The organism is Methanolobus mangrovi (assembly GCF_031312535.1).
Classification (GTDB): Archaea; Halobacteriota; Methanosarcinia; order Methanosarcinales; family Methanosarcinaceae; genus Methanolobus; species Methanolobus mangrovi.
Genome location: NZ_CP133594.1, coordinates 1,715,524 through 1,728,424, shown reverse-complemented (window position 1 = coordinate 1,728,424; position 12,901 = coordinate 1,715,524). Strand labels below are relative to the sequence as shown.

Annotated in this window: 12 protein-coding genes; 1 reads left to right on the top strand and 11 read right to left on the bottom strand. The window is 42.4% G+C overall.

Going from position 1 to position 12,901, the window contains the following annotated elements:
• Positions 1-18: 18 nt before the first annotated feature.
• From nifK to RE476_RS08185, 10 genes are all read right to left on the bottom strand, one after another.
• On the bottom strand, positions 19-1,389 hold the full coding sequence (gene nifK / locus RE476_RS08230; protein ID WP_309307177.1) for a nitrogenase molybdenum-iron protein subunit beta: 1,371 nt from the start codon (positions 1,387-1,389) through the stop codon (positions 19-21).
• A 13-nt stretch (positions 1,390-1,402) separates the two neighbouring features.
• Positions 1,403-2,983 carry a nitrogenase molybdenum-iron protein alpha chain gene (gene nifD, locus RE476_RS08225; RefSeq protein ID WP_309307176.1) on the bottom strand — a complete coding sequence of 527 codons (1,581 nt, stop codon included), beginning with the start codon at positions 2,981-2,983 and terminating at the stop codon, positions 1,403-1,405.
• Entirely contained in the window at positions 2,980-3,360 is a 381-nt protein-coding gene (locus RE476_RS08220; protein WP_309307175.1) for a P-II family nitrogen regulator, read from the bottom strand. The genes nifD and RE476_RS08220 overlap by 4 nt, the downstream gene beginning before the upstream one ends.
• An 18-nt stretch (positions 3,361-3,378) precedes the next feature.
• The gene (locus RE476_RS08215; RefSeq protein ID WP_309307174.1) at positions 3,379-3,696 is read right to left on the bottom strand and encodes a P-II family nitrogen regulator; all 318 of its coding nucleotides are present in this window, start codon (positions 3,694-3,696) and stop codon (positions 3,379-3,381) included.
• 22 nt (positions 3,697-3,718) lie between these two features.
• Complete coding sequence (gene nifH / locus RE476_RS08210; protein ID WP_309307173.1) at positions 3,719-4,540, bottom strand: nitrogenase iron protein; 822 nt, start codon at positions 4,538-4,540, stop codon at positions 3,719-3,721.
• A gap of 425 nt (positions 4,541-4,965) precedes the next feature.
• Entirely contained in the window at positions 4,966-6,441 is a 1,476-nt protein-coding gene (locus RE476_RS08205; RefSeq protein WP_309307172.1) for a sensor histidine kinase, read from the bottom strand.
• A gap of 400 nt (positions 6,442-6,841) precedes the next feature.
• Positions 6,842-7,180: a P-II family nitrogen regulator gene (locus RE476_RS08200; protein ID WP_309307171.1), complete on the bottom strand. Its 339-nt coding sequence runs from the start codon at positions 7,178-7,180 to the stop codon at positions 6,842-6,844.
• Positions 7,181-7,185: 5 nt separating this feature from the next.
• Positions 7,186-8,598, bottom strand: a complete 1,413-nt coding sequence (locus tag RE476_RS08195) for an ammonium transporter (RefSeq protein WP_309307170.1) — start codon at positions 8,596-8,598, stop codon at positions 7,186-7,188.
• A 509-nt stretch (positions 8,599-9,107) separates the two neighbouring features.
• Positions 9,108-10,082: a DUF128 domain-containing protein gene (locus RE476_RS08190; protein ID WP_309307169.1), complete on the bottom strand. Its 975-nt coding sequence runs from the start codon at positions 10,080-10,082 to the stop codon at positions 9,108-9,110.
• Positions 10,083-10,167: 85 nt separating this feature from the next.
• Positions 10,168-11,817, bottom strand: coding sequence for an ABC1 kinase family protein (locus tag RE476_RS08185; protein WP_309307168.1), 1,650 nt, complete (start codon positions 11,815-11,817; stop codon positions 10,168-10,170).
• Between the two features lie 220 nt (positions 11,818-12,037).
• On the opposite strand from RE476_RS08185, the gene RE476_RS08180 reads away from it, so the two are divergent.
• The gene (locus RE476_RS08180) at positions 12,038-12,307 is read left to right on the top strand and encodes a DUF3303 domain-containing protein (RefSeq protein WP_309307167.1); all 270 of its coding nucleotides are present in this window, start codon (positions 12,038-12,040) and stop codon (positions 12,305-12,307) included.
• A gap of 24 nt (positions 12,308-12,331) precedes the next feature.
• On the opposite strand, the gene RE476_RS08175 is transcribed toward RE476_RS08180, so the two are convergent.
• A complete protein-coding gene (locus RE476_RS08175) occupies positions 12,332-12,892 on the bottom strand; it encodes a hypothetical protein (RefSeq protein WP_309307166.1) in 561 nt (186 codons plus the stop codon).
• Positions 12,893-12,901 lie beyond the last annotated feature (9 nt).

Below are 12,901 nucleotides of genomic sequence, written 5' to 3'. Positions count from 1 at the left end.
AAATATGTAATGAGGTCGTTATTGAACGACCTCAAGTTCTTCTTCAGGAACCGTCTTGTCCTTAATGTCCAAGAATGTGTTTCCTATCCACTCGATCATGCGAGCTGCTCCTGCGTATCCCATGACAGGGAAGTGGTGCAGGTTTGCCCTGTCCATGATTGGGAAGCCGACTCTGATCAGCGGAATATCTTCAGCAAGTGCTATGTACTTTCCATAGGTGTTACCGATCAGCATGTCTACAGGCTCGTTCTTTATGATCTGGTGGAGTGTGAAAAGATCTGCTCCGGTTAGGATCTGTGAGTTAGGGTACAGTGGATGAACCATTTCTGAAACTCTTTCTTCGAAATCCTTGCTCACTGAACCAGAGAGGATCACAGTTGGTTCCATTCCCATTTCAAGCACCAGGCTTGTCAGACCTTCTATTATGTCGCAGTCACCGAAGATGGCTACCTTCTTTCCATAGAAGTGTGAGTGAGCATCTGTCATCATATCAACAACTCTTGCTCTTTCATGTTCCAGTTCCGGTGGGATTGGGACGTTTGCAAGCTCTGCTGCCTTCATGATGAATCTGTCAGTGAAACGAACACCTATTGGCACAGGTCCGATCTGTACTGGCATCTTGAACTTGTTATGGAATACATTTGCTGCTGCGCCTCCTGCCATATGACAGAGTGCAATGGTTCCCATTGAGTTTGCGCTGTCCTCAACATCTCCTATTGGTGTACCGCCCTTTGCAAAGAGTCCTCCATCTCCGGTAATTCCTACATCGAATACATCTGTCTGGTCAGGGAATACGATAGCTGGGATCTTCATGATGGAGAGTATCCTCTTCATCTCGCGTATGTCTCCAGGGTCCACAAAACCTGGGATCAGGTTAAGCTTACCATTCGGCTTTGTCTTTGTGGCAAAGGTTGTAACGAATGACTTTACCATATTGTCATAGCCTGTTACGTGGGAACCCACATAACTTGGAGTTGATGCAGCACAGAGCTTGATAGAAGGGTCAATGAGCTCTTCCATCTTTACGTCTTCAATGATCTGGTTTACATCATCACCAATTGTCTCTGAGAGGCATGTTGTGTGAATTGCAACAACTTCTGGTGTGTATACTGCCTCAATGTTGGCGAGTGACTTCTTAAGATTGGATGCACCACCAAAAACGGCGGTACCTTCATAGAAACTACTGGTAGTTCCTACGGTTTGTTCCCTGAAGTGTCTTGTAAGACACATTCTCAAATATGAGAGACACCCCTGTGATCCATGACTGTGGGGCATACAGTTGTGTATACCCATTGCAGCATATGATGCACCAATTGGCTGGCATATCTTGGCAGGATTGACCACCAATGCATCTCTCTTAACTTCTTCCTTTGGTGTATAATCTAACATTTTTCTTCCTCCCTTACTCTGCCTTCCATGGGGTCTTTATGAGCTTCCAGCTTGGGTTGTTCACTGCCATATCGACATCCCTTGCGAAGTTAAGTACACCTGTGAAACCGGTGTAACGCCCGCTGTAGTCGTAGGAGTGTATCTGCCTGGATGGAATTCCCATCTTCTGTGCCATGTACTTGTCCTTGATACCTGAACAGAACAGGTCTGGCTTGAGTTCCTTGATGAGGAATTCAGTTTCGTAGTGGTTGAGGTCATCTACAGCGATGGTACCATCCTTCATTTCCGGCATCATTCCTTCATAGGACATCAGGCCAAGCTTTTCCTTGAGTTCCTTCATGCGTTCTGGACTGATGGCAGGTTCAAATCCTTCTTCCATCTCGTAGTGAAGATCTTCAAGGATTCCGCTGGATGCCTTTTCCTTCAGACCGTCAAGGATCTGTCTTCCTTCGTAGTCATCACGGTGAGCAAACTGGTATCCCGCAACAAGAACCTTCATGCCAAGATCTTCAAAGAGATTCTGGTAGTGGTGTGATCTGGATCCACCGGAGTAGATGAATGCTGTCTTGCCCTTGAGTTTGTTCCTGTACTTCTCAAGTTCTGGCTGTATCTTTTCCATCTCTTCTTCGATTATTTCCTCGGTCTTCCTTGTGATCTCTGCATCATCGAAGAACTGAGCCATCTTTCTGAGTGACTTCTTTGTACCTTCAATTCCTACATAGTTGACCTTTAACCATGGTACTCCATACTTTTCTTCCATCATACGGTTAGTGTAGTTAACTGACCTGTGACAGAGGAGGATACTGAGCTTTGCCATGTGTGCCTTTGCAAGAGCGTGGTATGAACCGTCTCCTGTGAAACTTGAGACGATACGATATCCAATCTTCTCAAAGAGTGGCTTGATCTCCCAAAGGTCACCACCAATGTTGTATTCACCAAAGATGTTGATGTCGAATGGTGTTGGGTTTTCAAGTACCTCGGTACCTACCACATGTTCCATAAGAATGTTACTTGCAATATGGTGTCCTGCAGACTGACTTACACCTCTGTACCCTTCACAGCGAAGGGACATTATCTTTACACCATGTTCCCTCTCTGCTTCTGCAGCGACTGCTTCGATGTCATCACCGATAAGTCCTACTGGACATGTTGCATTGATGGATATTGCACCAGGCTTGAATATCCTGACAGCATCATCAATAGCTGCCTTGAGCTTCTTCTCACCACCGAATACAATGTCTGTTTCTCCCATGTCGGTTGAGAAACAGTATTGCAGATAGTTGTCACCGCCATCTTCTGCCTTACCCATGTTTCTCCTGGTTCCCCAGGTGTAATATCCGCAGCCAATTGGTCCGTGTGTGATGTGGACCATATCCTTGATTGGTCCCATTACCACACCCTTACCACCGGCATAGGCACAACCACGGTTTGTCATTATGCCTGGTATTGTCTTGGCATTAGCCTCGATATGATTTTCTTCGGAGCAGGAATCCTTGACAGTTAAGTGCTGTCTCCTGTCCTTTGCGACCTTATCAGGATAGATCTTCATCATCTCATCAATGATGTTTTGTGACTGTTCTACTTCAGAACTCATTCTTCATTCCTCCCTACAGTCATCTCTCCGGATTCTCCTGTTCTTACTCTGTAAGCTTCAGGTATGTCCGTTACGAATATCTTTCCATCTCCTGCATGGCCTGTCTGATTGATGTTGATTATCCTCTGTACTACCCTGTCTGCTGCCTTGTCATCAACTACGATTGTGAACAGACGCTTTGGAATGAATGGGATGCAGTTCTTTGATGATACTCCTTCCTGCTCAGGAAGTGGTGGGTCGAATTCATAGCACAATCCTCTCTGCTTGCCTCTTCCCATTACCTTTTCCACAGTGAAAGAAGGGTATCCACACTCTGAAAGTGCATCTAGGGTCTTGTGCACCTTGTTCATGCGAATAATTGCCGTTATTTCCTTCATTGAAAATCCCCTCCGGATTTAAAGTCCGCTTTCGCCAGTACGTATTGTGTATGCGTTTTCTACTGGGTTTACGAAGACCTTACCGTCTCCATACTTTCCTGTGTGAGCTGAAGTCTTGATGATTTCAAGGACTTTGTCCTTGTCTTCGTTTTCAACTACCAGCATGAGCATTGTCTTTGGAAGTTCATCGAACTGTACATCAGCTGTGTGTATACCTCTTTGCTTACCTCTACCAAATACATCGGTCTTGGTAAGGGATACAAAGCCGTCCTTTTCGAGTGCCTCTACAATATCAGTTACCTTGTTCGGTCTGACAATTGCACGAATCATTTGCATTGTTTTTCACCTCAGATTATATTTAGAGTTCAACAATTCCAAACTCTACCATCATTGTTTCCAAGTCTTCCATTTCCATTGGCTTTGGAACTACGAACAGGTCATTGTTCTCGATGTTGCTGGCAAGTGTAAGATATTCCTTTGCCTGATCACACTCAGGATCAAAGTCGATAACTACCTTTCTGTTGATTTCAGCACGCTGTACAATGTTGTCTCTTGGTACGAAGTGGATGAGCTTGCTTCCAAGTCTGTTTGCAAATGCTTCGAGGAGTTCGCGTTCTCCATCTACCTTTCTGCTGTTACAGATGATTCCACCAAGACGTGCACCGCCCTTTGCGTACTTCTGGATACCCTTGCAGATGTTGTTTGCTGCGTAGATTGCCATGAGTTCTCCACTGGCAACTATGTAAATCTCCTGTGCCTTTCCTTCACGGATTGGCATTGCAAAACCACCACATACTACGTCACCCAGTACGTCATAGAAAACGTAGTCCAGATCATCTTCGTATGCACCAAGGTTTTCCAACAGGTTAATTGATGTGATAATTCCTCTTCCTGCACAACCGACACCAGGTTCTGGTCCGCCGGATTCTACACACTTTATGCCTCCGAATCCTGGTTGAATGAGCTGGTCGAGTTCAACAGATTCATCGCCTTCACTTCTAAGTGTGTCAAGTACTGTCTTCTGGTTAAGACCTCCAAGGAGCATTCTTGTTGAGTCTGCCTTTGGGTCGCATCCTACTAACAGTATCTTTTTTCCCATAGTGGCGAGTGCTGCTGTCAAATTCTGTGTTGTTGTTGACTTGCCGATTCCGCCCTTTCCGTATATTGCTACTTGTCGCATGGTCTTTTCCTTCTGTACTTCTTTGATGTGTTTTTTTATTGGATTTGTTGTACAACTGTGTGTTTATTGGAGCTGCTTCAGTTGCATAGTACAACGGAATCCTATGTACTATGTAACCATATATAAAAGTATCTACTAATAGAGGATGTGATTTTCAGATTGCATGTGTTAAAAACGCCATGTGTGGGCTGCATGAGCTAACAGTATTACTATTATTCAAAAGATGTAATAATCTGTCCGCTTCCAGCCAAAAATGATATTTTTCATCCAAAACAGGTGAATGCTTATATACTCGAACTGGCAAACATTTCAAGTATTCAGTGTAATTTCTAGGTCAAGGCAAATTTTAGTTTCACATAATTTGATATGGCTAAAAAATGCTTGCTTTCTCCGACTTGGTCAGGGTCTTTGCAATAAATTATTAATTATATCTGGGCTTTCTTCAAGGTGAACCAGAAAATACTTCCCTTCCCTTCAGGATTATTGACCACACCTACACTTTCGTCATGCAGGTCCATAATTCTTTTTACAATAGCAAGACCGATTCCGTTTCCTTTTATGGTTTCTTTATGCAATCTGTTAAAACGGTCGAAAACGGCTGCTTTATCTTTGTCCGGGATGCCATCTCCCTGGTCTGCAATACTCACTTTCCATCTGTTACCAACATCATCTACTTTTATGGTGATTTTAGTGTTATCGGGGCTATATTTGATGGCGTTTGAAAGCAGGTTCGAAAAAACACCCTGTATCATAGGGTTAGCAAGCGCAGGATATGAAGCGTTTGGTGTCATATCAAGCTTGATCTCTTTATTCTTCAGATCATGTGAAAAATTATCACTGGTCTCTCTGAGTATGAATCCTATGTCCGTTCTTACAAATACCATTTCTTCCATGGATTCCAGTTTTGCAAGATGGGCTGCATCCTCAATGAGTTCAATAAGTTTCAAATTTGATTTTTTGATATTATCTATTATACGTTTCTGTTCATTAGTGGGATTCTTCTCTTCAAGTATCTCAGTAAATGACTTTATAAGTCCTGCAGGATTTAACAGGTCATGGCGTAGTACGTCAGTGAAAAGGTCTTTCAGGTCATTGGAATGCTTCAGCTGGTTTGCATATTCCATCAATTTGATCTCGTCTTTCCTTTTCTCTGTGATATCTTCTCCTGATATGAGAATGCTGGCTACCCTACCATTCTCGTCTCTAAGGACGCTGTCGTACCATCTGAACAGTCTTTCTTTCCTTGTGATGGTCATTATGGGGTATTCGTGATATTCCTGTCCATCGGGCTGTCCTTGCTGTAGAGGGTCATATTTGTTTTTCACATGTTCTGCATAACTTTCTGCAACAAAGAGATCCAGCCAGTTTCTGTTGATGATGTTGTCTCTGTTGTAACCAAGAATATCAGCGCCTTTCTTGTTGATATGGATAAGTTTGTAATTCTTATCAAGAACAGCTATCAGAACGCCTACATAGTCAAGATATTCGTATGCCTTGTTGCGATCCATAAGTAGTGTATCATGCTGTTCTTTGATACGCAAAAGGGATGTTATCTTTTTGTCCAGCTCAAATCTGTCTGCAGGTTTTTTTAGGAAGTCGTCAGCACCGACTTCGATTCCTTTCTGGTGGTCATCCCTGGATGTCAGGGCTGTGAGCATTATGATTGGTATAAAATCAAGTTTGTAATCGTGCTTGATGATCCTGCATACGTCAAACCCATCCATTCCCGGCATGATAACATCAAGGAGTATAAGGTCCGGCTCTTCTTTCTTCACGATCTGCAGTGCCTTCTCGCCTGTGGATGCTGTTATTACGTCATAGGTTTCAGTAAGGTATGACGTAAGAAGTGCTACGTTGATCTTCTCATCATCCACGATCAATATCTTTTGTTTACTACTCACGCCTATGCATATTATTATTCTAGTATATAGTATATTATGTTTTGAATTTATGTAATGGGTTGTAGATTCTTAGTCGTTGCTTCCGTTCCCATTTACAATTTCCATTATTTCTCATGATCTGGGAGATTGTCAAGGTCCGCAAAGCTTTTGTCCTTGAGTCAGGATGCAGATAAAAATAAGCAAATAACGCGAAAAGAAAACAACTTTAAAACAAGAAATCCAATGTAAAAATGTAGTTAGGGAAGAGCCCCGAAAAACTATGGAAGTGTGCTATATATTGTGACAACTGGACTTGCAGAATCCTGTGCAATAGGTATGTTGAATTCCCGGGGCTCACTGCGATGATTCTGTAATGTAGGTAAATACGTTTTTAAAAATAAAAAAAAAAAGAAGAAAGCACTTAAAGTGCTTCTCCGTCTGTTTCTCCTGTACGGATCCTGATGATCTTGCTTACAGGATAGATAAAGATCTTACCGTCACCGATTGAACCGGTTTCTGCGGTCTTCATGATGACCTCGACAACCTTGTCGACATCTTCATCATTGATCACTATTTCCATCTTTATCTTTGGCAGCAGATCGACACAATACTTGCGTCCTCTCCACTGCTGCATTACACCCTTCTGCTTACCACGGCCTTTTACGTCTGTCACAGTGATACTTTCATATCCTGCTGCATCCAGTGCGTCCTTGACTTCGTGGATCTTTGTTGGTCTTATAATTGCTTCTATCTTCATCATTTAAATCACTCCTTTGCAATAAGGAACTCTGGGTATGCACTGATACCGTGTTCAACGACGTCCAGTCCTGTGATCTCATGTTCTTCAGATACACGGAGTCCGATTACAGCATCGAGGATCTTGAAGATGATGAATGAGATACCAAATGCCCAGACTATACTGAGTATTACAGCGACTATCTGGATGAGAAGGAGCTGTACTCCACCACCGTAGAAGAGACCTGCTGTCTCTGCTGTGTATGCTGCACCTTCGAGTATTGTACCATTGGTTCCGAGTGCAAAGAGACCTACTGAAAGAAGTCCCCAGCTACCGGTATATCCGTGTACTGCGATTGCGCCTACAGGGTCATCCAACTTAAGTACGTTCTCATTGAACATTACACCTGCGTATACTACAATACCACCGATGACACCAATGATGATTGCTGCTGTGTTACTAACTGAACCACAAGGGGCTGTGATTGCTACAAGACCTGCAAGAAGTCCGTTTGCTGTAAGGGATGGGTCTGGCTTTCCTGTCTTCATCCAGGTGATGATCATAACCATGATTCCGCCAGCTGCACCAGCCAGGAATGTGTTTGCGATAACAAGGCTGACAAATGGGTCATTTCCATCAAGGGTACTACCACCGTTGAATCCTACCCAGCCGAATGCCAGTATAAGGGTACCGAGGAATGCGAGTGGAAGACTGTGACCAGGAATTGCCAATGCCTTTCCGTTCTTGAACTTTCCGATTCTTGGGCCTACAAGTAATACACCTGCAAGAGCTGAGTAACCACCAATTGAGTGTACTACACCAGATCCTGCAAAGTCGTGGTGTCCCACACCGATTGCATCAACGATAAATCCGCTTGTAAGAATTCCTGAGCCGCTCCATACCCAGTGTCCGTATACTGGATAGATGAGTGCTACCATAAGTACTGTGTAAATGAGATATGCCTTGAAGTCAGTCCTCTCAGCCATTGCACCGGAAACGATTGTTGCACCGGTTGCTGCGAAGACCATCTGGAACCACCAGCTGTTCCATACTGCATTGTCAGCTCCTACAAGGAAGAACTGGTCAATACCAATAAGTCCTGCAAAGTCAGCACCATACATGATTCCCCAGCCTACTGCCCAGTATACAACTACACCAAGACAGATGGTCATGAAGTTCTTCATGAGAATGTTGGCTGTGTTCTTTGTTCTTGTCAGACCGATCTCCACAAGTGAGAAACCTGCATGCATAAGGAACACTATTGCACCTGCAATGATCAGCCACAAGACTGTAAGTGCAGTTTCAAGGTTTGCTATTGATTCGCTGTTCTCTTCAACCGTTCCAGCAGATGCCGGAACTATAAATAACATAAAAATGACGCTCATCAGCAGTAAAGCCTGCCAGATCATCTTTGAATTGAGTTTCTGTGATATTCCATACATGAGTAACACCTTTGTTTTGTCTTATTAGGAAGACGGATGCTATGTGTAGACTTCATATTATTTAAACAATGTGGTTTATCTCTATCACTTTCTGCATATGATATACGCTACTCACTATTTCTATACACAGTTGTTCGCATTTAGGGCCAAAACCAGGCATAAAAACAGCAAATCATACACATTAGATATTTTTCTATCTAAGTAATATAAAAAGAGTTCTCATTTTCCCTTCTTCTCCCCTGGTCACCACCAATATTCCGGGGCAGGATTTTAATAGGAAGCTGTATATAAAAAAAAGTTTGACAATTTAGGAATAGTTTATATATGTAAGATTATCCTATTTATTAGAAGTAAATTTTAACATTTAAGAGGTATCATATTTTTACTGGCCTATATTTTCAAAATAGGCTGCTATCTGCAGTAAAAATGAATACAAAAACCTTCTCAAAAAGAAATATAATATAAAAATAAGAATGATGTGTGTGTGCTTGCAGAACCTTAACAGTTCTTCAAAGCTTCTTCATCTTGCTGTATTCCATAACTGCTGATACTGGATGTGTGTCAACATTGATCCCGGCTTCTTCAACAGCAGCAACAGAATTGATTCCAACCATTACAGGGATGCCAATCTTTCCTCTTTCTATTGGCGCATAAAGAACATCTTCTCCAGGGTCTCCTACTGTAATATGCCCGGTGATGTCCTCTTTCTTTGCCATTTCCATAATCTCCGTTGCTCTCTGGGCTGCAGATGCAGGTATCTGGCGGACGTTTGCAAGCATTTTACCGTTACCTGTGTCAATTGCTTCAAGGATGGATGTTGCTTTACGCCTGAGGAATATCTTAATGGGGTCAATGGATGTCCCGCTGTATGAAATGAGGTCCAGAAAACCAGTGGGGCTGTAGTCTTCCATTTGCATCAGACCACCGTATATAGGAACTACCGGAACTCCGTTATTCAAAAGCAAACCATCAAAAGTGATACTGCACACGGTTGCAAGGGCAACTTTTCCATCAGGCACATAAATATCAAGGTCCGTATCTTCCTCGATTATTCCTACTCTGGGGCTGATAGTTGCACCATGTTCCATGGCGTATCTGATGATGTCTGTGGCATTATCATAATCATTTTTGTCGATATTCGTTATATTGACGATAACATTGCCTTTACCGGTTTCGAGATTGTAGTTTGCCCTGTACATCAACTCTTCTATTTTGGTAATGACAAAACCAAACCTGTCACTTATAAGTGCATCATTGAGTTCTTTCTTGCCACGTTCAGTTATAGTGCGCCCGATGTATCCATGTTTCTTTGTAAAGCCTCTTTCATCAAGTATGCGTAAATGGTATCTAACGGCCCTTTCTCCGATTGCATAGCCGCGGTTGTGCAGCTCATCAGCTATAAGGCGTGCACCTACTGGCTTGTCACTTTCATTGATAATGCGCATAATTTCGACAAGCTTTCTCTCAACGTTTGGATCAGTCATTTTTTCACTCGAAGATGGTTGTCGATGACTATTGTCTACGGCGTACTAGTTATATTCTATGTCTATTTAAGATATACTGTTCAACCTATATCCTTCCTGTTCGGAGAATATATACTACCAACCACATTCCCAAAAATCCTGCCATTAGAAATCCAATGACTCCAAGTAACGGTACTCCCCATATGTGAGGTTCCATTCCAGTTTGTATTATCAGGGTGGATCCTACGATTATGGCTGAAATTATAAGACTGAAGGCAAGACGGTTACTTGCTGCATCTATTTCAGCAACGACCCTGTCAAAACCCTGTGGCTCAAACTGCAGTTTTAGATAACCCCTTTCAGCAATGTCCAGTATATGTGATATCTTCATAGGTGCCCGGTGAAGGACACGGGACCAGTTGCTAAAATCCCTGTATGCAGTGCTTGCGATATTTGTGAGGCGAATACGGTCTTTTATTGCTTTCTTTGCAAAGGGTTCCGCTACGACTGCCAGGTTTATTTGCGGGTCCATGATACTGCTGAATCCTTCTATGGTCATAACACCCTTTGATAAAAGTGCAACATTGGCAGGAACTCTGATCTGATATTTCCTCAGGAGGCCAATCATTTCTTCCAGTATCAGTGCAGTGTTAAGCTGGTTAGCAGTTCTTCCATAGTACTTGTATAAGAGGTGGTCAATATCGATCTTAAGGGATGCTATATCCACTTCATCTCCGATGGATCCGAGGTCCCTTAAAAGTTCAATATACAGGACAGTGTCACCTCTGGTGATGGCGACAAGTTCGTCAATGAGCAGATTGCGCATATCCGCGGACAGGAATCCTGCCATTCCAAAGTCCAGAAGTGCTATCCTTCCGTCCTTCATTATGAATACATTCCCCGGATGCAGGTCTGCATGGAAGAAGCCGTCATCATACATCTGCTTCATGAAAGATTTCAGCACATCGACAGCAATTTCTTTCCTGTCCACTTTCATTCTGTCAAGTTCCTCAAAAGAACTGCTTTTGACGCCGTCAATGTACTCAAGGGTCAGTACTTTCATACTGGAATAATCCCAGTAGACCTTCGGGATGTATATGCGTGGATGTTCTCTGAAATTGTGGGCAAAGTGCTCGGCATTCCTGCCTTCTTGGGTGTAATCAAGTTCTGCACGGATGGATCGTTCAAATTCCTCTACAATTTCCATCGGCCGATATAATTTTGCTTCAGGCAGATGTTCTTCTGTAAAAGATGCAATACTGTATATTATGTCGAGGTCTGCTTCTATTATCTTCTTGATCCCTGGTCTCTGGACCTTAACGACCACTTCCTCGCCGCTCTTTAATTTTGCACGGTGAACCTGACCGATCGAAGCTGCAGCAATAGGTGTTTCTTCAAAAAGATCAAAAAGATCATCTACGCCCGAACCCAGTTCTTCCTTGATGAGTTTTTCAACTTCTTCTATTCCAAAAGGCTGTATCTCATCCTGAAGCTTGGTAAATTCATTTGCGTATTCAGGGGGTATCAGATCCTGTCGCATGCTGAGTATCTGGCCAAGTTTTATGTATGTAGGTCCAAGTTCTTCCAGCATCAACCTGACTTTCGTTGGCCCGGAATATGTATCCTTCAAGACCTTTTCCTGTTTTATTATTCTTGATCTTAAAGGCCGAATGTTACCTATTCCCATCCTGTCAACAAGATGTCCGAATTCATATTTTACAAGTGCATCAACGATCTTCCCGTATCGTTTGATCATTGAATATCGATGGAGTTTCCGGGGTCTCATTATCGTTCCTGTACTTTGATTCTTTTATTTGGATGTAGTATTATTTATGACAGGATTTATTATTAAATTATCGTTGATACCTTTATTTCAAAATTTAGAGGAACAGTTATATAATTTCATACTCCAAATTGTTCATGGTCAGGAAATATCTGGCTAATTGTTCGAAATAGGTAACAAGGAGTGAGGAAGAATGCTATTTTTTGATATAAGTTCATGGGATCCCCATGATAGTGAAAAGGTAATTGAACACTTTAAGAATTTAAGGCCACCTGCAGGTATTAATGTAATCAACCAGTGGGTAGATCTCAATGGGGGCAGGTATTTCATTCTCTATGAGGCAGAAAGCTCAGAAGCGTATGCAGAATTCAATATTCCCTGGTCTGATGTCTGTGTTATAGACAGTGTACCTGTTATGGAATCCACTGATTTCATAAAACTTATGATCGCAAAGGGATTGTGATTCCCTTTCTTCCATTTTTTGTCTTTAATTAGCAGGCATCAACGTGATTATTTTTTCACTGTTTCCTATCTTCACAGTGAATTCTCCATCCGGTAACGCACTGGTATCATATTTGTGATAAAAGTTACCTTGTTCATCTGCCTTGATGGTCTGAGTGGCTACAAAATCGATCATTACTTCCTTTTCACCTTCAAGCGCATTTCCTTCAATCACGATCTCATAGTTCCCGGCTGGGACATTCTTTTCGAAGAATTCAGCGATTCCTTCCTCAGCATCAAAGCTACGCTTAAAATCCACGAACATATGAACAATAAAATTCAGATCATCAACCTTTTGTGATCTTACCTGAAAACTGTTACTTCCACCAGGTATCCTGATATTTTTGAATACGTATCTATATTCATTGTCAATGACCGGGGTATATATTGTGAATGAAACTGCCATTCCTATAGTTTCCCTGGGATTTGTTTTTCCCTCTATGTCCAGTATATCGCCTGTGCAGGGCGAGGAGGGATGAATGCTCCATTCATCCAATGGTGCATCCGGATTCTCTTCTGTCTGTTCATAGATCAAAGAATAAAGCATCTTTGAAAA

Bases quoted from the DNA above. Each gene is read 5' to 3' on its own strand.
- nifD (WP_309307176.1), bottom strand. From the start codon at position 2,983: ATGAGTTCTGAAGTAGAACAGTCACAAAACATCATTGATGAGATGATG.
- nifH (WP_309307173.1), bottom strand. From the start codon at position 4,540: ATGCGACAAGTAGCAATATACGGAAAGGGCGGAATCGGCAAGTCAACA.
- RE476_RS08185 (WP_309307168.1), bottom strand. From the start codon at position 11,817: ATGATCAAACGATACGGGAAGATCGTTGATGCACTTGTAAAATATGAA.
- nifK (WP_309307177.1), bottom strand. From the start codon at position 1,389: ATGTTAGATTATACACCAAAGGAAGAAGTTAAGAGAGATGCATTGGTG.
- RE476_RS08180 (WP_309307167.1), top strand. From the start codon at position 12,038: ATGCTATTTTTTGATATAAGTTCATGGGATCCCCATGATAGTGAAAAG.
- RE476_RS08175 (WP_309307166.1), bottom strand. From the start codon at position 12,892: ATGCTTTATTCTTTGATCTATGAACAGACAGAAGAGAATCCGGATGCA.
- RE476_RS08220 (WP_309307175.1), bottom strand. From the start codon at position 3,360: ATGAAGGAAATAACGGCAATTATTCGCATGAACAAGGTGCACAAGACC.
- RE476_RS08215 (WP_309307174.1), bottom strand. From the start codon at position 3,696: ATGCAAATGATTCGTGCAATTGTCAGACCGAACAAGGTAACTGATATT.
- RE476_RS08190 (WP_309307169.1), bottom strand. From the start codon at position 10,082: ATGACTGATCCAAACGTTGAGAGAAAGCTTGTCGAAATTATGCGCATT.
- RE476_RS08195 (WP_309307170.1), bottom strand. From the start codon at position 8,598: ATGTATGGAATATCACAGAAACTCAATTCAAAGATGATCTGGCAGGCT.
- RE476_RS08200 (WP_309307171.1), bottom strand. From the start codon at position 7,180: ATGATGAAGATAGAAGCAATTATAAGACCAACAAAGATCCACGAAGTC.